The sequence below is a fragment of the Candidatus Cryosericum terrychapinii genome, assembly GCF_003570925.1.
In the GTDB taxonomy this organism is placed as follows: domain Bacteria; phylum Caldisericota; class Caldisericia; order Cryosericales; family Cryosericaceae; genus Cryosericum; species Cryosericum terrychapinii.
This window is the reverse complement of sequence record NZ_QXIS01000030.1, coordinates 19,318-40,982: the sequence shown is the minus strand read 5'-3', so window position 1 is coordinate 40,982 and position 21,665 is coordinate 19,318. Positions and strand designations below refer to the sequence as shown.

24 protein-coding genes are annotated in these 21,665 nt (G+C 56.8%); 4 read left to right on the top strand and 20 right to left on the bottom strand.

Annotated features, from left to right (window positions below; genetic code table 11):
* Nucleotides 1-123 precede the first annotated feature (123 nt).
* A complete protein-coding gene (locus SMC7_RS04900; protein WP_119089226.1) occupies nucleotides 124-2,016 on the bottom strand; it encodes a phosphoenolpyruvate carboxykinase (GTP) in 1,893 nt (630 codons plus the stop codon).
* A 198-nt stretch (nucleotides 2,017-2,214) separates the two neighbouring features.
* Nucleotides 2,215-2,541: a cupin domain-containing protein gene (locus SMC7_RS04895; RefSeq protein ID WP_119089225.1), complete on the bottom strand. Its 327-nt coding sequence runs from the start codon at nucleotides 2,539-2,541 to the stop codon at nucleotides 2,215-2,217.
* A 147-nt stretch (nucleotides 2,542-2,688) separates the two neighbouring features.
* Here SMC7_RS04895 and SMC7_RS04890 point away from each other — a divergent pair, with 147 nt between their 5' ends.
* On the top strand, nucleotides 2,689-3,081 hold the full coding sequence (locus SMC7_RS04890; RefSeq protein ID WP_119089224.1) for a protease inhibitor I42 family protein: 393 nt from the start codon (nucleotides 2,689-2,691) through the stop codon (nucleotides 3,079-3,081).
* Nucleotides 3,082-3,195: 114 nt separating this feature from the next.
* Here SMC7_RS04890 and SMC7_RS04885 read toward each other — a convergent pair whose 3' ends face one another.
* Nucleotides 3,196-3,936: a hypothetical protein gene (locus SMC7_RS04885; RefSeq protein WP_165845151.1), complete on the bottom strand. Its 741-nt coding sequence runs from the start codon at nucleotides 3,934-3,936 to the stop codon at nucleotides 3,196-3,198.
* A gap of 12 nt (nucleotides 3,937-3,948) precedes the next feature.
* Nucleotides 3,949-4,608: a hypothetical protein gene (locus tag SMC7_RS04880; protein WP_119089223.1), complete on the bottom strand. Its 660-nt coding sequence runs from the start codon at nucleotides 4,606-4,608 to the stop codon at nucleotides 3,949-3,951.
* Between the two features lie 199 nt (nucleotides 4,609-4,807).
* On the opposite strand from SMC7_RS04880, the gene SMC7_RS04875 reads away from it, so the two are divergent.
* Nucleotides 4,808-5,314: a hypothetical protein gene (locus SMC7_RS04875; protein ID WP_119089222.1), complete on the top strand. Its 507-nt coding sequence runs from the start codon at nucleotides 4,808-4,810 to the stop codon at nucleotides 5,312-5,314.
* 75 nt (nucleotides 5,315-5,389) lie between these two features.
* On the opposite strand, the gene SMC7_RS04870 is transcribed toward SMC7_RS04875, so the two are convergent.
* From SMC7_RS04870 to SMC7_RS04805, 14 genes are all read right to left on the bottom strand, one after another.
* Entirely contained in the window at nucleotides 5,390-6,694 is a 1,305-nt protein-coding gene (locus tag SMC7_RS04870) for a tetratricopeptide repeat protein (protein ID WP_207798717.1), read from the bottom strand.
* Nucleotides 6,695-6,716: 22 nt separating this feature from the next.
* Complete coding sequence (locus SMC7_RS04865; protein WP_165845150.1) at nucleotides 6,717-7,565, bottom strand: DegV family protein; 849 nt, start codon at nucleotides 7,563-7,565, stop codon at nucleotides 6,717-6,719.
* Nucleotides 7,566-7,667: 102 nt separating this feature from the next.
* On the bottom strand, nucleotides 7,668-8,510 hold the full coding sequence (locus SMC7_RS04860) for a DegV family protein (RefSeq protein WP_165845149.1): 843 nt from the start codon (nucleotides 8,508-8,510) through the stop codon (nucleotides 7,668-7,670).
* Nucleotides 8,511-8,574: 64 nt separating this feature from the next.
* Entirely contained in the window at nucleotides 8,575-9,417 is an 843-nt protein-coding gene (locus SMC7_RS04855) for a DegV family protein (RefSeq protein ID WP_165845148.1), read from the bottom strand.
* A gap of 64 nt (nucleotides 9,418-9,481) precedes the next feature.
* Nucleotides 9,482-10,324 carry a DegV family protein gene (locus SMC7_RS04850; protein WP_119089218.1) on the bottom strand — a complete coding sequence of 281 codons (843 nt, stop codon included), beginning with the start codon at nucleotides 10,322-10,324 and terminating at the stop codon, nucleotides 9,482-9,484.
* Nucleotides 10,325-10,343: 19 nt separating this feature from the next.
* Nucleotides 10,344-10,829: a peptidylprolyl isomerase gene (locus SMC7_RS04845; protein WP_119089217.1), complete on the bottom strand. Its 486-nt coding sequence runs from the start codon at nucleotides 10,827-10,829 to the stop codon at nucleotides 10,344-10,346.
* A gap of 9 nt (nucleotides 10,830-10,838) precedes the next feature.
* A complete protein-coding gene (locus SMC7_RS04840; RefSeq protein WP_243620303.1) occupies nucleotides 10,839-11,510 on the bottom strand; it encodes a peptidylprolyl isomerase in 672 nt (223 codons plus the stop codon).
* Between the two features lie 93 nt (nucleotides 11,511-11,603).
* Entirely contained in the window at nucleotides 11,604-12,182 is a 579-nt protein-coding gene (gene rbr / locus SMC7_RS04835) for a rubrerythrin (RefSeq protein WP_119089216.1), read from the bottom strand.
* A gap of 102 nt (nucleotides 12,183-12,284) precedes the next feature.
* Nucleotides 12,285-13,988 carry a formate--tetrahydrofolate ligase gene (locus SMC7_RS04830; protein ID WP_119089215.1) on the bottom strand — a complete coding sequence of 568 codons (1,704 nt, stop codon included), beginning with the start codon at nucleotides 13,986-13,988 and terminating at the stop codon, nucleotides 12,285-12,287.
* A 74-nt stretch (nucleotides 13,989-14,062) separates the two neighbouring features.
* Nucleotides 14,063-14,878: an undecaprenyl-diphosphate phosphatase gene (locus SMC7_RS04825; RefSeq protein ID WP_165845147.1), complete on the bottom strand. Its 816-nt coding sequence runs from the start codon at nucleotides 14,876-14,878 to the stop codon at nucleotides 14,063-14,065.
* Nucleotides 14,879-15,003: 125 nt separating this feature from the next.
* Nucleotides 15,004-15,732, bottom strand: coding sequence for a class II glutamine amidotransferase (locus SMC7_RS04820; RefSeq protein WP_119089249.1), 729 nt, complete (start codon nucleotides 15,730-15,732; stop codon nucleotides 15,004-15,006).
* A gap of 106 nt (nucleotides 15,733-15,838) precedes the next feature.
* Entirely contained in the window at nucleotides 15,839-16,372 is a 534-nt protein-coding gene (locus SMC7_RS04815; RefSeq protein ID WP_165845146.1) for a PH domain-containing protein, read from the bottom strand.
* Nucleotides 16,373-16,389: 17 nt separating this feature from the next.
* A complete protein-coding gene (locus tag SMC7_RS04810) occupies nucleotides 16,390-16,923 on the bottom strand; it encodes a PH domain-containing protein (RefSeq protein ID WP_119089212.1) in 534 nt (177 codons plus the stop codon).
* A gap of 13 nt (nucleotides 16,924-16,936) precedes the next feature.
* Nucleotides 16,937-17,623, bottom strand: coding sequence for an SdpI family protein (locus SMC7_RS04805; protein WP_207798716.1), 687 nt, complete (start codon nucleotides 17,621-17,623; stop codon nucleotides 16,937-16,939).
* A 320-nt stretch (nucleotides 17,624-17,943) separates the two neighbouring features.
* Between SMC7_RS04805 and SMC7_RS04800 the strand changes: the two genes are divergently transcribed.
* On the top strand, nucleotides 17,944-19,392 hold the full coding sequence (locus SMC7_RS04800; RefSeq protein WP_119089210.1) for a copper amine oxidase N-terminal domain-containing protein: 1,449 nt from the start codon (nucleotides 17,944-17,946) through the stop codon (nucleotides 19,390-19,392).
* Between the two features lie 73 nt (nucleotides 19,393-19,465).
* Here the strand turns inward: SMC7_RS04800 and SMC7_RS04795 are convergent, their stop codons facing one another.
* Nucleotides 19,466-19,909 (bottom strand): VOC family protein, encoded by a 444-nt coding sequence (locus SMC7_RS04795; protein WP_119089248.1) that lies wholly within the window; start codon nucleotides 19,907-19,909, stop codon nucleotides 19,466-19,468.
* Between the two features lie 166 nt (nucleotides 19,910-20,075).
* Between SMC7_RS04795 and SMC7_RS04790 the strand changes: the two genes are divergently transcribed.
* Complete coding sequence (locus tag SMC7_RS04790; RefSeq protein WP_119089247.1) at nucleotides 20,076-20,639, top strand: flavin reductase family protein; 564 nt, start codon at nucleotides 20,076-20,078, stop codon at nucleotides 20,637-20,639.
* A 115-nt stretch (nucleotides 20,640-20,754) separates the two neighbouring features.
* Here the strand turns inward: SMC7_RS04790 and SMC7_RS04785 are convergent, their stop codons facing one another.
* The gene (locus tag SMC7_RS04785; RefSeq protein WP_119089209.1) at nucleotides 20,755-21,408 is read right to left on the bottom strand and encodes a flavodoxin family protein; all 654 of its coding nucleotides are present in this window, start codon (nucleotides 21,406-21,408) and stop codon (nucleotides 20,755-20,757) included.
* Nucleotides 21,409-21,665 lie beyond the last annotated feature (257 nt).

Here is a 21,665-nt window from a genome sequence, read left to right as displayed (position 1 = left end):
ACACCGATCACGCTGACAGACCAGTTCGCATCAGCAGAAGGTGCCGACCAGAGATGATCACAGCGCCCCTCCATACGGAGAGGCGCTGTGATACTGATACGATCTGTCCCCCATGTTACAAGGCTAGGCGATCACACTCCACTGCGACGGCTTAACCTCGTCGCCCAAGGTCTTCTGTGCTTCCAGCAGACGCGCCCGCTGGGCCTCGAGCTCGGTGAACAGGACCTCGGGCGTGTCGTGCGTGCTGTTCTTCCAACTCGCGATGACGCGGTCGATCTTGCTCAGGTTCTCGGAGATGCGGAGAGAGAACTCGGCCTCATACTCCTCGTGCGTGTACTCGCGACCGATGATGTCCTTGAACAACGGGGCAAGGTCTTTGTACTCCGGGATCCAGCCCGTTGCGGTCTTGATAGCCTTGACGTCACCGTTGCAGCGCAGCTCCATCCACTTGTACCAGACCTTTTTGTCATTCTTCCCGTTGAGGAACTTGCCGTCACGGCTCTCGAGGAAGTAGTTGACGCCGAAGATCTTTGGCAGCCGCTTGGCTCCCTTGGCAAAATCGACATTGACTTGCAGGTACTTGCCCAGCGGGATAGACAGGAAGTCCAGGTTGGACATCGGGTTGTGCTGACGTACGCCGGCCTTGCCAATGGTTGCAGCTGTCGTTTCGGACTCGATAGAAGCGCCGAAGGCGACGATGCCGTGAGCCCAGTCGATGGACTCCTGTACCGGGACCCATGTGTCTGAATCGCGACCGCCGTAGACATATGCGCTGACCTCGACACCATCAGGATTGTCCACATTCTTGTCCAGGTTCTCAAGCATGCTCAAGCTCAGCGTGAAGCGGGCATTTGCATGAGAGGCGGGAACGGGCTTGCCGTCCTTGTCGAGTTTGTCCGGGGTCCACTCGCCCTTGAAGTTGACACCATGGTCCGGAACTGCCGCGTTCTTGCCATCCCAGTACACACCGCCGTCATCCGTCTTGAGAGCGTTGCTGAAGATGACTTGATGACCGGGCGCATGCAGTGCCTTCCACTGGATAGGGTCGTCCTTGCTGTTGATGCCCAGGATGATGCCAAACATGCCGTGCTCGCAGTTGACTGCTCGCACGACGCCATCGATTTTGCGGAGATACGCGATGTCGTCGCCAATGATGCTCTCTCCGTCCAGCATGGCGGTCGAGGTCTTGCCACACATCGAAGGGAACGCGCCCGTGAAGTAGGTGACACGATCATGAGGCCCGTGGATGCCCATGACCAGCATGTGCTCGCACAGCCAGCCCTCCTGCGACCCACGGTGGATGGCAAGGCGCATGGCCATCTTCTTCATGCCCAGCGTGTTGCCGGCATACTGCGTGTTGGCACTGTAGACAGTATCATCCTTGAGGTCGATGTAGATGCGGCGCTTGTCGATGTTCTTCGTCGTCTTGCTCTCGGTCAGCTCGCCCTCGGAGTGCACGAACTTGAAAAAGTGTGCCTGCTGACCTTGTCGGATAAACTCCTCATAGCCCGGCCGATACAGCAGCTTCTCCGAATGTGCGACGTAGGGGCTGTCGGTAAGCTGAACTGCAGGGATGGCGAACGTGGAACCGTTCGGCCCCAGCGTAGCGAAGACGACCAGCATCTGACGTCCGCGCATGATGCCGTCCATGACCTCGCCTATGTCCTTGAGACCCTCGGTGCGATCACGCGTGGAGATGTCGGGACCCATCTCTTCGCCCGGATCCACCAGGATGTTCGTATGCTCCTTGTCGCGGCCCTGGTCGAGAGGCGAATCGAAGTGAATCGTATGGCCATTCATTGCCAAGCGCTGCTCCTCACCATCGTGGATGGCCTTCTCGCTGATGTAGGAGAGATCCTGGGTCGAGTCATCACAGACGAAGACACTCGCTGGATCGAGCAACTTGATGAAGAGGGCAATGAAATCGTACAGCTTCCCATTTGAGATCCTGCTGAGCTTCGCGTACTGCTCTCCGCCGAGCCGTTCCTTCAGAAACTTGGCGACGTTGTCGTCCATGTACACACCTCCGTCGATATTGGCCCACCGGCCATTGTCACTACTTCAATATCGTACACCATTGTGCGGAAACGCACAGAGCACAGCTATCGACTGACCAGTCGAATCATCAGTTCGCAAGCACTTTCGGATTGAGTTCACGTGCGAAGACGGCGGGGGCCGTGATATCGTAAAACGGGTTTGAGTCTCTTCCAGGTGTCAGGACCGGATCATCGTCAGCAGCCAGATACATGGCTCCAGCGCATCGACGGCATGGACGACGCCGGCCGGCATGATGATGGCGTCTCCCGCTGTCAAGGTGTGATGCACGCTGTCCAGGATGATATCGACGCTCCCCTGCAGTGCCGTCACCAGTGCATCGAATAGAGCCGTGTGCTCACTCAGCTTCTGCCCCTTGTCAAACGCGAACAGCGTAATGGTTCCCGTTGGACGGTCGACCAGCGTCTTGCTGACAACTGCCCCCGGCTGGACTACAATGAGATCGACCAGCCGTGCCGGTTTACCGTGAAGTTCGTTCGTCGCCATGGAACACCTCCTGTCAGATGCTATCAGGATATACCAGGTTCGGTCAGAGTCCACGGTTGTCAAGGTATTCCCCGGGAACCGTGCCGGCACTCCTTACGTCCTACGGATGACAGTCGGAAATACAGACTGGTTCAAGGAGATGAAGGGATGAAGAGAAGAATTTTGGTTGTTGTCTTGGCTGTAGTGGCGGTTGCCGTCGTCGTCACCCTGGTGCTGACCCGAGCCTCTGGAGGGAACAAGGTCACCGGGGACACCTTCGAAACAACCACCGGGAAGACGTTCACCATCGCACTCGACGCGAACGCCTCCACCGGATACAACTGGAGTCAGACGACAAAGGACACGAACGTGGTTGCGTACGTCGACAACGCATATATGGCAACAGCCACCGACCCTCAGGTTGTCGGAGGAGGCGGCACCGACACCTTCACGTTCAAGGCTGTCGGCAAGGGAACGACAACAATCACGCTGGCCTACGCCCGCCCATGGGAGAGCGTCCCCCCTGCCCAGACCAGGACCATCACGGTCACGGTCAAATAGCACAACCACGAGATCCGTACCCCGCAGCCGCAAGTTGCGGGGCATGGCAGCTTGCCGCAACGTCTTGGCATGCTCGTAGCCGAACACTGGCAGCCGGAGAAGCAAGCCAGCTTGTTACAGTATTTGCTGCTCGCCTTGTCCGAGGAGGGCCAACTCAGAGAGCTTTGCATGTAGAACTGCAACATGTTCATAGCTTTCAAACAGAACTCGACTGCGCATGTCACGGAATGCTGTCAAAGCGATCTTGTCCGTAAATTCGCGCCGCCGCAAGGCGTCAGCCACAATGAAAAAGCGGGCTGCGAAATCCTGCAACTGAACGAACTTTGACAGTGCATTCAGCATATCGGTCGAGTTCTCAACCTCAAAGAAGGCGTCAGGCATCTTCCTTTCGTTGAACCACACAACGTCCACGGTCTGAGCCTTTCTCAGCATCTCGTCATACGTGAACTTGTACATTACCGAAACAGTTGTGACCGATGCCAAGGTTCGTCGCATGAACGGCTTATTCTTGTCCTGCAAGGGCACAAAAGTCTCCATGTGGCGCATCGCACCAACTTCGGCCAGCAGGCCCTGGTAGTATGCATGAGTGTTCTCATTCACTTTGGCGACAGGGGTCTTCCCGGATGGCAGGATGCTTCTTGGCAGGCGATCTCGCCAGTCGTTCAGTGCCCAAAGGCCCGGACGAATTCTGAAGAAGAAACGCGGGTCCTGTACGATCCTGCGAATCGATGCGAAGGGCGTCTTTGTCGCCCATGTGCACTCTGTGATGGTTGGTACGACCTGATAGAGTCGCCCGAGTGTCGCATATCCACCTTCGCGCTCCATCGCCTCGATAACGGCTTCGTGCTGCTTCATGTTGGTCCTCTCCTATTTTCTTCGAGCAGGTCTCTCAGGCAACTCCGACGCGTCAAACAAGCTTTCTGTCTCCAGTTCTCCTGACGCAGTCGGACCTTCCTCGCCGAGGAGCCAGTTGTGGCCAGACAGGAAGGCCTTGAGGTCGCCCTTGCGGCGCTCATACATGTCGGGACGGAGGACGGGGTGCAGCTTCTGCACGGTGACAGGTGGGTCGAGGTAGTAGACAAAGTTGGCACCCGACCTGCCATGCTCGAGCAGTTGCTCGGGGATCTCCGCATCCAGGCGTGAGACCCGCATCAGCGCGAGGTAACCGTCATGCAGATCTTCAAAGTAGGCTAGCGGCGCCGACGGGTTCCACAATGAGAACCAGCCCTCAGCGCACAGTCCCGCAAATACGTCGTAGGTGACGGGGATATGCAGGTAGCTGTCCACTTCGGCCAAGTAGGACAGGACATACTCGGTCTGATTGGCTGTCTCCTGAGCTGTGGCGCCGAGCTGCGACAACTGAAACCGAGGGCGACCCTTGCGCGGGTCGAGGACGAACGGGCCACGGTGTCCGATGGGGCGCTTCTTGCACACGAACAACTGCGGCTCCAGACGTATGCCCATGCTCACGCCACTCAGAGCGAACACGTTGACCCGTTCGTCGCGCCACGCCATTTCGATCTGCATGCGATACACCTCCGCCTTCGACAGGCCTGTACCAATTATGCTAGGCCTGCTGGACAAAACGTCAACACGTCGCTGTGGAACTTTAGCGCCCCGGGCAACGTCAATGTCATTGGAGCATCATCGCTTTTCCAAGGTTGAAGCGGTGGTGGATGTGGTACAATGAACCATCCATTTGACAAGAGTCTGGGGGTCTTGCTGTATGAAAATCGCAATCAAGGTGCTAGTCGTTCTGCTGGTGGTGCTGATCGTTGCAGCCGGGGTCGCATGGTACATGCTCGGCCACGGAGGCCAGCAGCCAGGAACGCAGGTTCCGACAACAGACATCACACCTGCACGGCAGCTCCTGAGCGACCTGAAAGCGAACAGCAGCCTCAAATTTTCGATGGCTGTGCCGCACGGCTTTGACTGGTATGTCGCCAACGGCCAGGGCAACCCGACACAGTTGAGCCTCTCGGGCGTCGTCATGATGGCCAAGTCGGCGACCTCGGACGAAGCCGTGAACATCGATGCCTGGCTGCGCCAGCAAGGTTTTGCAGGTGACACCGAAAACAACAGCTTTGGCGACACGACGGTCTGTGAGGGGTATGCCAAGGACTCGCTCGTGGTCCTGGTTGTGACGCCGGTATCGTCCGACGGCACGACGACGGAGGCAACCCAACTCGTCGTCTATGCCGGTGTCCTGCCCAGCACCTCAGCCGCCAACTGACCTCACGACACAGGAACTGCACAAGGCGGGGGCATCGCTGCTCCCGCCTTTTTCATTGCGCATATTCCGTGTCGGCTACTCCGGCATCACCACGACGATAGGTGTCATCGAGTCGTCGTTGCCCGCCGGATTGTCCTCCAGCGAGCGCCTGAGCCAGTCCTCGTCGACGCCTTCAGTCGACGCGACGATCTCCGCGCCAAAGACATCATTGACGTCGACCACGCTGATGTGAGCTCCATTGCATGCCAGGGCGGCAATACTCTTCTCTACGTCGAGCGGGCCGGGGACGAGGCACGCATCGTAGGGCATGACCTTATCGCTGTCCACGGCCTTGGCCACGGGACCAACGACCGCATAGAACCATCCCTTGCCGTGCAGCAGCTTCCCCAGTACTGTGGCGCCCGCCCCAAGAAGGACGCGGAACGTCCCCGCGAGTTCGATGTACGCCTGCACCTTCCACGCCGCCTCCTTTGGATAGCTGTACCAGTGCACGAAGGTGCCGTTCCCATGCCCCGTGTACGGGCCGAGGAACCGGGCGAGACGTGACGGCTTGAATGTGCCAATCCACATCAGCGTCCCCTCGCACATGGACATCACACTGCTCGCAATCGTAACGACGCCCGTCGGATGCTCCTGGTGGACCCTGTCCACGATCGACGAGAGATCGCTCGCCTCGGTGAGCAACCCGGTGTACACATTATGTCGGATGGCCGCCGTCCCCGAGGTCTTCACCTTGTACGGAGGAAGCTGGCCGAATCCGAGCCTCTCCCAGCACGTTGTCAGCATCGAGTCCCCGCGATAGAGGTAGAAACCACGGTCGAGCATCTCCCTCGCCTTGTCCATCTCGCCGCGTGATGCCAGGATGTCAGCGTAGGCAACGATGTCCTGCTGGCGGAAGTTGTCGGTGTCCAGCTCCGCAAACCGCTCGAGCAGCACGGGGTCTCTGGTGACGCGACACAGCCTCTTGAGCAGGAGACGCGCGGGATTATCCAGTTCGCGGGCGCTCTTCCAGTCCACCCTCTCATACGCCTTGCGCCACCATTGAGCTCCCTCGTTCTCGCGGTAAAGAAAAAAGTACAGCATGTCACCCAGGAAGACCTCTTCCCAGATGCCCATCGGAGGACTGTAGAGCTGGACGGCTTTCTCGGGGTCGCGACGAAGGTACAGTGTTGCCAGAAGGCGCTTGCTGCGTTTCCATCCGGGATGAGTAGCACGTACACGTGTCAGGAGGCCTAGTGCCTCCTCGTCCTTGCCGGTCTGCATAAGACCGACCGCACCCCACCATGCGGCATAGTCTGAACGTGGAGCAGCAGCGAACAATCGCATGGCGACATGCTTGGCGCCAAACCAGTCGCACAGCGAGGCGATGGCGTACATCATGGTTTCTCCCGTCCGTTATCGCCTATTGTGACTTCTTCTCCGTAATGACGACTCCGATCATGTCGGGCCCCGAATACGTCCCGACCACAGGCCCAAGCTGGGTCAGAATGCTTGGAAGGTTGTACCTGGTCGTGAACTCACACTGGAAGTCCTCCAGCTCGACCCGGTTGGCGCCATAGTGGAACCCGATGTATTCGATCCCCTTCTGCGCATACTTGTCAATGATTGCCCACAGATGTTCCAGCGCAACCTTCTTGGTACGGGGACGGTCCACGACATCTGTGACCCCCTCGATGTAGGTGAGGACGGGCTTGATCTTCAGGACGCTGGCGGCGATAGCAGCGGCCTTTCCGATGCGCCCGCCCCTCTCGAGATATTTGAGGGAGTCGAGCACGAAGTAGGTATGGGTCCGCAGACACAGCGCCTCCACCTCAGCGACGACCTGCCACAACGGCACCCCTGCTTCGGCGAGCTCCACTGCTCGCATCGTCGGGAATCCGACACCGAGAGCAGCATTCCAAGTGTCCACAAGCCGAACGTGAACCGTGTCCAGCTGGTTGCGCCCGGTGAGAGCCGAGTTGAGCGTGCCCGACATGCGGGAACTGATGTGAAGCGAGACGATGTCTCCTTCGGGATCTTTGTCCAGAATGGCGCGATATGCCGAGGCGAACTCTTCGGGTGACGGCTGTGTGCTGCCCGCTTTTGCGCCTGCCACGAGACGGCGGTAGAACTCATCGTTTGCAATGTCGACGCCATCGCGGAAGTACTCGCCATCGAGTGAAACCTTGAGTGGAACGACGGTGACACCGTGCTCTTCGGCATACCCTTGCGGCAGACACGCCGTGCTGTCTGTTACGACGTGGATGGCCATTGTCGACTCCTTTCTCCGCTTGCGCATTTGTCCCGCCGGCGGAGACAACGGAACTGCTCACGTGCCCCTGAATGGGGAAGGCTTCTCTCCCCTCGCTTCACATTACACTGCTTTTTCGACGATGACAACGCCCAACGTCTCAGGTCCCGTATTGCCGCCGACGACAGGGCCTAGCTGGCTCAGGATAGACGGAATACCTGTCCGGCGTTCAAACTCCTGTTGAAGAGCCTCGACTTCGGCACGGTTGCCCGCATAGTGAAATCCCACATACTCAACTCCGTGCCCAACCGCGTCGTCGATAAGCACCCAGAGGTGCTCCCTCGCGACACGCATGGTGCGCGGCCTGTCATACACATCGATCATGCCGTCCTTGATCGTCAGGATTGGCTTGATCTGCAGGATGCTGCCCGCGACTCCGGCCGCTTTGCCGATACGAGCCCCCGCCACGAGATATTCCAGTGTGCCCACCAGAAAGTAGATATGTATGCGAGCCTGCATCGCATCCAACGCAGCCACAATGTCAGACACGGCTGCTCCCGTCTCAGCCAGATGAGCGGCTTCCATGACCATGAATCCAAGACCCAGGCCACTCATTCTGCTGTCATACAGGACCACCTGCTGCGACTCTATCATCGCGGCTGCAGCATGCGCACTGTTCAGTGTTCCACTCATGAGACTGGAGATATGAATACTGAGAACCTCATCCTCCGGGTTCTGCAACAACCTCTTGTAGAGCCCGACAAAATCCTCCGGTCCCGGCTGCGATGTTACAGCCTTCGCGCCGGACTTCTGTCTCACATAGAATTGATCTGAAGCGATGTCCACGAATTCCCGGTAAAGCACCCCATCAATCGTAACCCGGAGGGGAACAACGTCGATTCCGTGCTGATCTGCGTAACCCCCCGGCAAATAGCTCGTTGAATCTGTTACAATATGAATGCTCACGCTCGGCTCCTTCTCCGACCCATGTTGTCTGCACTCACCGCTGCGCCCACGTTGGCCATCTTGTTCAGACTGCTTTTTCGACGATGACGACTGCCACGGTCTCGGGCCCCATGTGACACCCGACGCCTGGCCCCAGCTGGCTGAGGACGGACGGAATGCCTGTGCGCCTCGTGAACTCAGTCTGCATTGCCTCGACCTCGACCCTGTTGCCCACATAGTGGAACCCAATATGCTCGATGCCCCGTACAACCGCCTGGTCGATGAGTGCCCACATGCGGTCCAGGGCGGCCCGCATGGTGCGCGGCCGCTCGAACACATCGATCATACCGTCCTTGACCGTGAGAATGGGCTTGATCTGCAGGATGCTGGCAGCGACGCCCGCCGCCTTGCCGATGCGCCCGCTCTTGATGAGATACTTCATGGTACCGAGAAGGAAGTAGATATGCGTGCGTGGCTGCATCCCGTCCAGCGCCTTGATAATGTCGTCGATGCCGGCTCCATTCGCAGCAAGCTTGACGGCCTGCATGACCATAAACCCGAGCCCGAGACCGGACGTCCGCGAATCATAGAGATGGACACGCCTAGGATCGGTCTGCTCGGCTGCAATGTACGCGCTGTTGAGCGTGCCACTCACGCGGGATGACAGGTGAATGCTCAGCACTTCGTCGTTCGGGTTTGCCAACAACTTGGTGTAGACCGCGATAAAATCCTCAGGACCGGGCTGCGTGGTGCCATACTTGGCTCCAGCTTTTTGTTTCGCGTAGAAAACATCAGGAGATATCTCCACAAACTCGCGGAAGAATACTTCGTCGACCGAGACCTTGACCGGCACGACGGGAAGGTCGTGCTGTTCGGCAAAACCAATGGGAAGATAGCTCGTTGAATCTGTTACAATATGAATGTTCACGCTCGGCCCCTTCTCCGACCCACGTTGTCTGTACTCACCGCTGCGCCCACGTTGACCTTCTTGTTCAGACTGCTTTATCAACAATGACGACTGCCATGGCCTCGGGCCCCGTGTGACACCCGATGCAAGGGCCCAGCTGGCTGAGGACGGACGGAATACCTGTGCGCCTCGTGAACTCAGTCTGCCATGCCTCGACCTCGGCTCTGTTACCCGCATAGTGGAACCCAATGTGCTCGATGCCCCGTACGACCGCCTGGTCGATGAGTGCCCACATGCGGTCTCGGGCTGTCCGCATGGTGCGCGGCCGTTCGAAGACGTCAACGATACCGTCCTTGACCGTGAGGATGGGCTTGATCTGCAGAATGCTGGCTGCGACGCCCGCTGCCTTGCCGATGCGCCCGCCCTCGATGAGATACTTCATTGTGCCAACGAGAAAGTAGAGGTGCGTGCGTGGCTGCATCCCGTCCAGCATCGTGATGATGCTGTCGATGCCGGCTCCACTCGCAGCAAGCTTAACGGCCTGCATGACCATGAACCCGAGTCCGAGACCTGACGTCCGCACATCGTAGAGACGGATGCGCGTGGGATCGGTCTGCTCGGCTGCAATGTACGCGCTGTTGAGTGTCCCACTCATGCCGGATGACAGATGAATGCTCAGCACTTGGTCGTCCGGGTTTGTGAGCAACCTGGTGTAGACCGCGATGAACTCCTCAGGGCCGGGCTGCGTGGTGCCAGACTTGGCTCCAGCTCTCTGCTTCGCGTAGAAGACATCAGCAGATATCTCCACGAACTCGCGGAAGAATACTCCGTCAACCGAAACCTTGAGCGGCACGACGGGAAGGTCGTGCTGTTCGGCAAAACCAATGGGAAGATAGCTTGTGGAGTCCGTTACAATCTGAATAGCCATAAGGGTCTTCCAATTCCTCCTAGTCGAGAATCTCGGACACCTTAACGATGCACACGTCCTCGACGGGACGTGAACGTTCGCCCCGCTGCGCCTGGGCGACGGGTGTCGCCGCGATGGCCCCAAGAACGTCCATACCTTCAGTGACGTGTCCGAACGCGGTATAGTTGCCATCCAGCTGGTCAGACGTGCTGGTCATAATGAAGAACTGCATGTCGGATTGGTCAACGTGGGCCTGCTGAGCCGCCATGCTGATGACTCCGGGAACGTGTTTGACATCGGAGCCCTCGAACTTGACGTTGCCGCCACCCATGCCGGTGCCCTGTGGGTCGCCGCCCTGAACCATGAAGTCCTTGATGATGCGATGGAACTTGAGGTCGTCATACTTGCCGGCGTTGACAGCCGCCATGAACCGCTCGACGGTCTTGGGCGCCCGAGCGGCGTACAGCTCGAGTGTCATCGTGCCCTTGGACGTCTCCATACGGACAACTCTGTTCTTTTCTTCCATGTGACGCTCCTAGTTGGCGACTTCGGTCGCCCGGATGATGGTGATCTTGGTGAGAGGGGCCGACATCTCGCCGGGTACACTGGGATTCTCTCCGACCGGCACATTCGCAATCTTGTCGACGACATCCATACCATCGATGACCTTGCCGAACGCAGCATACTTCCCATCCAGAGAGGTTGTGTCTCCCTGCATGATAAAGAACTGCATGTCCGACTGCGTTATGCCAGCCTGTGACGCTGCCATGGAGATGACGCCCCGGACGTGGCTGATGCCGGTTTTCTCAAAGGAGGCCGTTCCGCCTCCCATACCGTTGCCATTTGGGTCCCCGCCCTGGATCATGAATCCCTTCATGACCCGATGGAAGGTAAGTCCATCGTACTTGCCTGCCACGACGTTCTCGAGGAACTGGGTGACGGTCCTGGGAGCCTTGTCCCCGTAGAGTTCAAGCTTGATCGTGCCCATGCTTGTCTCCAGCACAACGTACTTGTTGCCCACCACCTGTGGGGCCTGAGCCTCCTCGAGGAAGGCGAATACCAGCAACATCGACACGATGACTGTCGCTGCCAGCGTGATGACTACTGTCCGCGTCCTCAGCGGAATGGGCTTGTGGTCCGGATACTTCTTCTGCAGCTCCTGCGTCCGACTCGTCTTCGGTGTAGCTTTCCTATTGTTGGTACTCATCCGTGGTTGTGCTCCTGACAGTCTCCAAGTTGACCATTTCGGTCTGACGCAAAGGGACCTGCTTCTGCAGGCCCCATGACTGTCTTTCTGACGCTAGTAGTCCTCCGACTTGACCTGGTAGAAGCTCTGCGCATGGTGACACGCCGGGCACACATCCGGTGCCTCCACCCCTTCATGAACATACCCACACTCGCGGCAGACCCAGACCACCTTGTGCCCCTTCTTGAAAACGGAGTGGGCCTTGACTTCCTTGAGGAGCTTCCTGTACCGTTCCTCATGGTGGGCCTCGGCTACCGCAATGGCGCGCAGGCGCTCCGCGATTGCCTTGTAGCCTTCTTGATCGGCGACGTCTGCAAAGTCCGGATACATCGTGGTCGTCTCATAGTGTTCACCGTCGATGGCCGCCTGCAGGTTCTCGGCCGTTGTCCCCAGCACCAGCGGAACTTCCACGTTTGCGAGCTTCAGTTCGCCACCGTTCTTTTTCTTGATGTCCTGGAGAAAATGAAACAGGATGCTGGCATGCTCCCGTTCCTGATCAGCTGTCTCGGCGAAGATCCCAGCTATCTGCTCATATCCCTCGGTCCGGGCCACCTTGTTGTACATGGTATACCGGTTGCGAGCCATGGATTCACCTACAAAAGCTGCACCCAGATTGAGAAATGTCTGTTTCAACGCTAACCTCCTTGTCATAGCTCTAGTACTGAAAACAGTATACACAGTCCGGTCGTCTGGCACAGAAGCCATCCTTCATGGTACCAGGCACAATTCTACCGGTTAGCGAAGGCCGGTGATGACCCCGTCTCCGGTCACGTCAATATTCACCAGTGCAGGGACCTTGGAGAGTGCCGGCATCGTCTGCATCGTTCCACCCAATGGATACAGAAAACGCGCCCCGGTCGCAGCACGAATGTCGCGAATTGGGAACAGGTACCCGGAGGGTGCGCCCTTGACATCGGGATCATGGCTGATAGACAGATGTGTCTTTGCCATGCAGATGGGCCACTTGTCATAGCCGGCCGCGGTGAACTCCTTGATGCGCTCGGCCGCCACAGGCGTCAGATCGATATCACTGGCACGATAGATCATGCGGACCAGTCTGCGCATCTTGTCCTCGATGGTATCGGTCAATTCATATGGATAGTGGACAGCGCCCACCTTGAATGTCGATGCCGCTTCCTGGACAGCGCGTGCCAGCTCCAGACCACCCTCGCTGCCATCCACAAAGAACGTGTGCGGAACGGCGGCCAATGCACCAAACTGCAGGGCTTTGGCCTGGACCATCGCTACCTCTTCGGCCGTGTCATCCGGGAATCTGTTGACAGCGACAACAACTGGCAGGCCATAGGAACGAACATTCTCGATATGCACCCGAAGGTTCTCACAGCCCAGCTCGAGTGCCGGCATATTGACTGCTGAAACAAGAGCAGGATCAAGCTTCTTGCCTGGCTTGATGGTATACGCACCGCCGTGCATCTTGAGCGCGCGGATCGTAGCAACGATGACCACACAGTCAGGCGCCTTCATACCGGCCTGTCGAAGCTTGATGTCCATGAGTTTCTCGAAACCCATGTCGGCACCAAACCCACTCTCTGTCACGACATAGTCACCAAGTTTCAGTGCAATACGGTCGGACAGCACCGAGTTGTTGCCAAAAGCGATGTTGGCGAATGGTCCAATGTGAACAAAGGAGGGCGTGCCTTCTTCGGTCTGAACCAGATTGGGATAGATAGCATCCTTGAGGACAGCAGTCAGGCCCCCGGTTGCCCGCAAGTCCGCGACCGTTATGACCTTTCCACTGCGGCTGTGCGCAACGACAATCTCCGATAGACGCTGGTGCAGATCTTCAAATCCTGTCGTCAGGCCCATGATGGCCATGATCGGCGAAGCGGCAGCAATGTCGAAACCGGTGTCGTACGACGTCTCCGTCTTGACGCCATCTTTCTTCTCTGTCAACTGAATCGTGAGCTTGCGCATCGACCGGTCCTCTACATCCATGGTCCGGCGCCAGCTGATGCTCTGAGGATCAATGTCCAGTTCGTTTCCCTGAAAGATGTGGTTGTCCACCACGGCGGCCAGCAGGTTGGTCGCTGTCTCTACTGCATGGATGTCCCCCGTGAAGTGCAGGTTGATCTGCTCCATCTGAAAGAGAGACGACTTACCACCACCTGTTCCACCGCCCTTGATACCAAAGACTGGACCCATGGACGGTTCGCGCAGTGTGTTGACCGTCTTGAATCCAAGCTTGTTCAGCGCCATGCCCAGCCCAATGGTTGTGACGGTCTTTCCTTCACCAAACGGTGTCGGCGTGATAGCTGTCACATCGATGTACTTGCCATCCGGTTTATCCTGCAAGCGATTGAGGATATGGTAATCGATCTTGGCCATGTACCTGCCAAAGAAATCGACTTCCTCATCACGGATACCGAGCGACAGCGCAAGACTGCCAATGTCTTTCTTGTCAGTTGCCTTTTCAAACATAGGTCACACTCCCCTTTCACGTGGTACGTTTCATTATTGTACCTTCAATCCGGTTCCTGCGCACCGGGCAGGACTCAGATAAATCCAAAATAGTGAGCTGCAAACGTGAAAACTGCCGCGGCAACACAATAGAGCGCAAACCATTGCATCTTGCCTTTCCGCGCAACCTTGAGCAGCAACCCGATCGCGACGAGGCTAGTCAGTACGCTGACGACGACACCGGTGCCGATTTCGGTGAGGGCACCTGAGGACATCCCCGCCTGCAGGAAATCCTTGAGCTTGAAGATCGCAGCGCCCGCGATGGTCGGGATGGCCATGAGGAAACTGAAATGGGCGGCATCCTCCTGCTTGAGACCCCTGTAGACGCCCACGGACATCGTCGTGCCACTGCGCGAAAGACCCGGCAGCAGCGCAAATACCTGGCCGATTCCGATGGCCAGTGCATCCTTCCAGCCGACCTCACGGATAGTTCTGGTCGTCGACGCAAAATACTGCAGAAACAACAGGGCGGCAGTGACCAGGAACATGGCCGCCACGACATACAGACTGGCAAAAGCCTTCTCTATGGTCGCACTGAACATGACACCAATAACTCCAGACGGAATAATGGCCGCGACAATGAGCCAGAACATGTTGCGCTTGCGCGCTTCCTCATGAGACAGTTTGCCGCGGAAGGTACAAAGGAATCCCCGGAACAAGCCCGCAATGTCACCCCAGAAGAAGATCACCAGTGCGATCAGGCTGCCGAAGTGCAAAGCCACGTCAAAGGCCAGCGTCGAACCGGCCTTGAGGAGTCCCGAGAACACGACCAGATGCCCCGAGCTGCTGACAGGCAGGAATTCGGTCAACCCCTGTACAATTCCGAGCACAATGCTTTTCCACAGTACCATCAGTGGTGCCTCCAGGTATGACGTCAACCACATGACATATGGTAGACAAACGCTTCCAAAAAGCAAAGGCGCAGCTTCCAGGAAACCGCCGAATCTTTCTGCAGGCCGGCCCCTGTGGCCTAGCTTCAGACCAGCGAGACGAGTGTATGACCTGCGGGCGTCAGGACAGCCAGCGAGCCGTTGGGCAACCATTCCCAGGAACCGGCGCCAAGGGGTTCACTGGCCACGAGTTCCTTGCCACTCTGATGCTGCAGGTACATGCTATGTCGGTCCGGATCGGTGCTGTAGTGGAAGGCGTACATGCGTCGTCCGTCGCACAGGAGGAAGTTGAGGCCGGTGAAGTCCCCGACGGACGCCACCTCGCGGACAGCACTTCTCAGAGCGTTGAGGGGGTCGGTCGCCGACTCAAGGTGCTGCAACAGCAACGCGAAGTAGACTTCACTGTCGGTTTCACCCTTGATGCCATTCTTGAACCTGGGCAGCAGATGCTCCATCAGACGTTCGCGCGAGCAGTGCCCGTTATGGCAGAATGTCCAGCGTCCCGCGACGAACGGGTGCGTGTTGACCAGCCGGCGAGACGTACCACTGCTGCGGCGGATGTGAGCAAGAGCAATGCGAGCATTGACTTCGCGCGCGGTCAGCTCGAAGAGCGGCGATTCGTCGGCAGGTTCCGGATTCTTGACAACATGGGGACAGTCCTGTTCACCGTCATACCATCCGATACCCCAACCGTCAGGATTGGCCTCACCAGATTTGTCGGCAACCGCCAGTGAACGTAGTGAGGGCTGAGTGTCAGTCATCCATGGAGCTATGGATTGTGGTGTCGTGGTGACCATTCCGAACATCCTGCACATCAGCGTTCCTCCACAGGCAGGCTATCCACGGCCGCCTTGCGTTCAGGATACGTCGACAGCGTCATAGTACAATTGTGAATACCGAAAGTACCTGGTACAATGGTGTTCACAATTGGAGTCGGGAACGCAGATCAGTCACGAATTCGGCTTCGTCATCAGGCGAGATGCCGTATTTGTGATGATCGGCGGTCTCTATGAGGACGACGTCCCTGAGGGCGTGTGTCGAAAACATAGTCACGATGCCCTCGTCACTATAGAGAACATCATACAGTGCCAGACCGGGAAGACGATAGCTGGAAATGAGGTTGAACGCGAGATTGACCACCTCGACGCGGACGATGTCCTTGTATGGTATCCGGCGCAGATTGCGCCCCGCACGTATCTCCGCTGCTTCTGTGGTCAGGATGTAGCGCAGCGTGCGGACGACGCCGACCGTATTCACCGACACCGCGATCGCGGCGACCGCCATGACAGCTATCATGAGAACCGCCCACCATACCTCGCCCCAGGCATCATGCGCCGCGATGATGAGGCTGATGGACGGAATTGTCAGCACGACTGCAAGCAGCCAGGTGGAAGCATGGGTCCATCCACTCACGCGCGGACGAAAGACGCGGCCCTCCTCTGTCAGTTCAACCATGCCTGTCTCCTCCCCGGTCACAGCGCCAGGACTCCCCATGCCCGCAATGCCCGGACAAACCCGTCAAGGTCGTCAGGAGCCAGCATCAGGACCCTGTCTTTAAGCTCGATCACAACACATGCTGGTCCAGACAGCATCAGGACAGCAGAGCGCCCGTCCTCGAGTCTGAAGTTCCCCACGAGATACGAACCGACGGCCGTGCCGTTTGTTCTGATGGCAATGGCCAAGTCCGGTTCCTGCGCCCGATCGGCTACAATATAGGCCCGAAGGATGTTGGCCCGCTCGACACTGACCGAGGCAAACGGAGGGGTCTCGACGACCATCTGGTCACCGACGACGACTCCCGTACGGAGTTCACCGACCAGGAAGAACGCACCGAGAGCACCGACGGACAAGGTGACGCAGGCGACAAACGTGGTCACGGCGATACGCTGGGACCGCGGGATGCTTCTCAGGCTGAATACTGTCGCGAGGCAGATGAGGAGCGGCAAGCCAATGGAAAATGCCGCCACAACCGCAGCACCACCACTAAGTGATAGCCCGAAGCGCATAGTAGTCTCCTTCTCAGCGTGCGAGGCTGTTTGCAAACAAGGTGCCGGCGACTGCCACGAGGAGGATTGCGGCGAGCCAGCCGATGAAGAGTCCCGAGAACAGCCGCTTGCGCTCGCTCTCAGTCATGCTGCGCAGGCCGAGGAACATGAACCCGAAGACGCCGGACAAAACGGAAAGAGTCAGGCCTGCCTTGAGGTTGACCTGATGCCAGACAGCCGGATCGGCGAACGTCGCAGGCACGCGAAACCCAAGCCATGGGTTGGGTGTAGAGAATGCTGACAGAACCCCGGCGACGGCGACGGCAAAACAGCCGATGGCGACCAGGAGAGGTGTGGTCCTGCCGACCTCCATGTCACGCGCAGTAACGCCCCTGTCCCGCGCGACCCGTTCGGAATAGCGCCACAACCAGACACTCGCGATGAGGATGTACACGACAAGAGCTCCTACAACGTATTGCCCCACATCCCGCGTGACGACCCCGGCGACCGCAAGCAGGTCGACGATCCCTGCCACCGCTCCCCCCGCGACAAACATAAGTCCCGTCTTCCGATTCACGACGTCCCAGACGCGGTCGTCCGCCATAGTGGCAGGGAACCGGGCGCCGTACAGGCTGTTGCGCTTCACCTTGCCCAGCATGAGTGGAACCCCAAGAACTATAAACAGCAGCGCCAGCCCAAGGCTTGCTAGAACATTCTCCATCAGCATTCATCTCCTCGCCGGAGCCCCGGACCCCGACATGGTGCTTGCTCATCACGTCCACCTGACATTATATATATTACTATACACATCCTTGGCGTGGAAACCACGATGACTCCTGCAAACGAAGACCTCCGGGGCTCTTCGCCAAGTCCCGGAGGAAAGGAGTTGTATATGTATCAGAGCTCTGACACATGCACCAAAGTGGTTGGAGACGGTGTATCCAAGCCATCCGTCTTCATCACTTTATGCTTGCTTTACTTGACTTAAAACACTCCCTGTAATATATAGAAGAGTTGAGATACACGAAGGAGGCGGAACACATGCAACATAAAATTCTTTGGGTCTTGCAGGTTGTTTTGGTTTTCGTACTCGCCGGCGCTTTGCTATTGCCGAACACTACTGCTCTGGCAGCACAGGCTACTCCTGCCGACCACTGGGAGCAGGTTTCGACAGTTCCAGTCACGTCTTTGACGACGTTGACAGCCGATCCAACGAACTCGGATAGGCTGTATGCCGGAGGTTCGAGCGGGACAAGTGCTGCTGCCTTCCGTTCTGATGATGGTGGCCTCAACTGGACGAATATCTCGGTTGGCCTTACAGGAGGGAAGGTCGGCTTTATTGCCGCTGCCTCAACACAGCCAAACACAATGTACGCGGCGACAGACAAGGGCATCTTCCGTTCCACAGATCAAGGGGCACACTGGACGAACTGCTCGGGCAGCCTTCAGGGGAAGAACATCAATGACATTGTCGTTGACTCATTGACGCCCGCTGTTCTGTACGCTATGACGCTCAGTACACAGGGAGCCCTCTTCTGGCGATCTACCGACAGCGGTACCCATTGGACAGCCATATCGGCAGACGTGATGGCCGTCGACCCCACAACGCCAACAACAATCTATGCTGGAGACCAGATGGGCGTGCTGCGGTCTACGGACCGGGGTGCTCATTGGAAACGGCTCAGCACGTCTGGCCCCACATATGTTGCACAAATCGTTGTCGACCCCGTGAAGCCCGCTACCATCTACGTAGGGACGTCGACCCCACCGGGAGACTATTCGATCCTCCGCTCGGATGATCAGGGGTCTCACTGGACAAGAATCTGGGGTCAATCGATCCTTCTCCATCTAGCCGTCGACGCGAAAGGAGATCGCACACTGTATGCAGCGACGGCAGCCGGTATTGTTCGCTCCGACGACAACGGCGGTCACTGGGCTTCCGCCTTCACGGGCCTGACGGCGCAGAACATATGGTTATGGAATATGACAGTTGGAACAGGATCCAACGCGACCGCCTATGCTTGGAGGACTGACGACAATAAGCTCTTCCGTCGTGCCGCCGTGATGACTCCCTCGCTTGACGTTACTCTGACACTTATCCTGAACGACAAGCGAATGACCGTGGCCCCGCGGGATGGAAGTGCAACGACAACAACGCTGGATGCCGCCCCGCTCCTAGGTACAGGCAACAGAACGCTGGTGCCTCTGCGGGCTGTCGCTGAAGCATTTGGCGTCACCGTCGCCTGGGATGCAACAGCGCGCACCGCGACCATAACAGGAGGCATAAGCACCCTCAAGTTGACCCTTGGCAAAGCAACCGCCATTGTCAATGGTCTGGACACTCCTATCGATACAAATACGAAGGTCGTCCCGCTCATCGTCGCAGGACGTATGCTCCTTCCAGTCCGCTTTGTCGCAGAATCGCTGGGGGCCACTGTTGGCTACAACCAGACAGCCAGAACGATCACGATAACCTACCTAGCGTACTAGATTAACAGCAGCTACGCCCTTTGTCTTCAGACGCCGGCATGTGTCAAGATCGCTGCTGCTCCGCTAGTTAATGTTACAGGGGAAAATAGTCTGCCCGATCAAAACGCACGATCTCATATTCGATGCCCTCGGAATCCTTGAAAAAGAAAGCGTAGTAATCCTTGCAATACTCCGGATACAACCGCGGCTCATGGACGATCTCTGCACCAAGGGCTTTTACTTGCAGATAAAGTCTGTCTACCTCCGCACGCGAGTCTGCATGGAATGCAAGGTGATGGAGCGCACCCGGCTTCCTTCTACTTATCGTTTCATTGGTGTATGCAGACCGTGGGCTGACGATGCCGAAGGAAAAACTACTGTGGTGGTATTCGACGATGGCGTATTCGTGTTCAGGAACAGCGTTGCGTTCCTTGTTCGCCAGATCAAATCCCAGCAACGGCAGGAGCCTATCATAGAATCTCTCTGCGCGTTCAAGATCAGCAACAGTAACATGAATATGGTCAATAACTGGTTTCATATAGGCACCTCTGCCGGACTGCGAATGTTCCACAAGCATCCTACCATGGAGCCCCTGGCATGCAATTTATAAATGTTACAAAACCAGGTGTGTCCCCAAAATTGTAATTTGTCTCTTACGCTGTTACGATTATTTCATAACTGAGGTCGAAAGAGAGATGGTCATTATGAACGAACTTTCTTTATCTAAGGCATACCGCTTCCTTGAACCGGGTCCGGTCGTACTGGTGACGACTGCGTATAAAGGGAACACTAACATCATGACGATGAGTTATTACATGATCATACAGGACGGCAGCGAGGACGGCAGCGTGCCTTTGATCGGCTGCAGCATCGGACCTTGGGATCACAGTTTCACGGCACTATGCACGACCGGAGAATGCGTGATCGCTGTTCCCACGGTCGATCTCGCATCCAAAGTGGTCGAGATCGGCAACTGTTCGGGTGATGACGTCGACAAGTTCGATGCCTTTGGTCTGACGCCGGTGTCAGCCCAAAAGGTGAAGTCGCCACTCGTGGCCGAGTGTCTCGCCAATCTCGAATGCCGGGTGTCAGACAACAGCCTGGTCGACAAGTACAATCTCTTCATCCTGGAAGTAGTCAAGGCCTGGACTGATCCGGAGCGCAAGGAACGCCGGACGATCCATCACAACGGGGACGGCACCTTCGTGGTCGACGGCAGAACCATCAACCTCAAGAGAAAAATGGTGAAGTGGCCAACCTACGTGTGACCGCTCGCGCGGTCTTAATCTTATACAAAAGCGAGCAGATAGGTCAAATGACAGGTTCAATCCGCAACCCTCGGCGGGTTGCAGGATTTAGTGAAAACTCCTGTTCACCTAGGTCTTAGATGCTTGCCAGCCTGACACCCATGTCAAAGGCTTTCTGACTATCAATTGGGAATTGTTCCGCTCTCACTTGAGACTTATGTTTTTCGTTGAAGTTGGATGCTTCATACTTGGAGTAATCCACAAACTGATAGGTATCGGTGGAGAGCAAGAATTCTGAAGTTCCGTTGAATAATCTTTGCAGGAGATCTCTGTAATGGTGGAATACCGCTTCTTGGTAGTTGGTTTGTTTCAGGAACTCCTCCGGAGCGTTCATCGTATAGATGAAACCCGAAGACAGCTTGCCTTGAAAAACGGATCGATGACTGGTGCTGTTATAAGAAAGATTTGAAAACAGCAGGCGTTCTAAGAAAGAGTCCATTTCTCCGGTGATATTGCCGAAATAGATGGGTGAACCCAGCAGGAGAACATCACATCCCAGAATTCTTTCGAGGACATTCGTCAGGTCATCCCGCATAGCACAGCGCCCAGCATGCACAGCGCCCTTCCTTTTACAGGTGAAACAGCTGATACAACCCTTGAAATTCAAGTCATACAAATGGATGAATTCCGTTTGCGCTCCCACAGATCTGGCTCCATCAAGAGCTTTTTGTAGTAATGTAGCGGTATTCCAGGTTTTTCTCGGACTTCCGTTGACGGCGATTACTTTCATAGCAATTCACCCTCTTCTGTCAATACGCCTAATTTACGTTATGATCGACAATATCATTATGCTGGTAAGGAACAAAGAGGCAAGGATGCATTTTGTGCCTTGAGTTTTGAGTTAGGATCAAGGGACAACATGCACTACACCTAGGTACGTACGGTCCCTGGTCTGCAGCCTGCTGCGGTAATTATGAGCAGGACCAGAACAACCCATCTACAATTCGTGGCAACCTCCCCAACCGACATGAACGCCCCTTTGACCGA

Excerpts from the sequence above, each read along its gene's own strand:
- SMC7_RS04895 (WP_119089225.1), bottom strand. The coding sequence starts at position 2,541 with ATGGCGACGAACGAACTTCACGGTAAACCGGCACGGCTGGTCGATCTC.
- SMC7_RS04870 (WP_207798717.1), bottom strand. The coding sequence starts at position 6,694 with ATGATGTACGCCATCGCCTCGCTGTGCGACTGGTTTGGCGCCAAGCAT.
- SMC7_RS04825 (WP_165845147.1), bottom strand. The coding sequence starts at position 14,878 with ATGGTACTGTGGAAAAGCATTGTGCTCGGAATTGTACAGGGGTTGACC.
- SMC7_RS04890 (WP_119089224.1), top strand. The coding sequence starts at position 2,689 with ATGAAGAGAAGAATTTTGGTTGTTGTCTTGGCTGTAGTGGCGGTTGCC.
- SMC7_RS04790 (WP_119089247.1), top strand. The coding sequence starts at position 20,076 with ATGAACGAACTTTCTTTATCTAAGGCATACCGCTTCCTTGAACCGGGT.
- SMC7_RS04880 (WP_119089223.1), bottom strand. The coding sequence starts at position 4,608 with ATGCAGATCGAAATGGCGTGGCGCGACGAACGGGTCAACGTGTTCGCT.
- SMC7_RS04810 (WP_119089212.1), bottom strand. The coding sequence starts at position 16,923 with ATGCGCTTCGGGCTATCACTTAGTGGTGGTGCTGCGGTTGTGGCGGCA.
- SMC7_RS04785 (WP_119089209.1), bottom strand. The coding sequence starts at position 21,408 with ATGAAAGTAATCGCCGTCAACGGAAGTCCGAGAAAAACCTGGAATACC.
- SMC7_RS04815 (WP_165845146.1), bottom strand. The coding sequence starts at position 16,372 with ATGGTTGAACTGACAGAGGAGGGCCGCGTCTTTCGTCCGCGCGTGAGT.
- SMC7_RS04850 (WP_119089218.1), bottom strand. The coding sequence starts at position 10,324 with ATGGCTATTCAGATTGTAACGGACTCCACAAGCTATCTTCCCATTGGT.
- SMC7_RS04805 (WP_207798716.1), bottom strand. The coding sequence starts at position 17,623 with ATGGAGAATGTTCTAGCAAGCCTTGGGCTGGCGCTGCTGTTTATAGTT.
- SMC7_RS04845 (WP_119089217.1), bottom strand. The coding sequence starts at position 10,829 with ATGGAAGAAAAGAACAGAGTTGTCCGTATGGAGACGTCCAAGGGCACG.
- SMC7_RS04800 (WP_119089210.1), top strand. The coding sequence starts at position 17,944 with ATGCAACATAAAATTCTTTGGGTCTTGCAGGTTGTTTTGGTTTTCGTA.
- SMC7_RS04830 (WP_119089215.1), bottom strand. The coding sequence starts at position 13,988 with ATGTTTGAAAAGGCAACTGACAAGAAAGACATTGGCAGTCTTGCGCTG.
- SMC7_RS04875 (WP_119089222.1), top strand. The coding sequence starts at position 4,808 with ATGAAAATCGCAATCAAGGTGCTAGTCGTTCTGCTGGTGGTGCTGATC.
- SMC7_RS04900 (WP_119089226.1), bottom strand. The coding sequence starts at position 2,016 with ATGGACGACAACGTCGCCAAGTTTCTGAAGGAACGGCTCGGCGGAGAG.
- SMC7_RS04795 (WP_119089248.1), bottom strand. The coding sequence starts at position 19,909 with ATGAAACCAGTTATTGACCATATTCATGTTACTGTTGCTGATCTTGAA.
- SMC7_RS04840 (WP_243620303.1), bottom strand. The coding sequence starts at position 11,510 with ATGAGTACCAACAATAGGAAAGCTACACCGAAGACGAGTCGGACGCAG.
- SMC7_RS04820 (WP_119089249.1), bottom strand. The coding sequence starts at position 15,732 with ATGTGCAGGATGTTCGGAATGGTCACCACGACACCACAATCCATAGCT.
- SMC7_RS04885 (WP_165845151.1), bottom strand. The coding sequence starts at position 3,936 with ATGAAGCAGCACGAAGCCGTTATCGAGGCGATGGAGCGCGAAGGTGGA.
- SMC7_RS04865 (WP_165845150.1), bottom strand. The coding sequence starts at position 7,565 with ATGGCCATCCACGTCGTAACAGACAGCACGGCGTGTCTGCCGCAAGGG.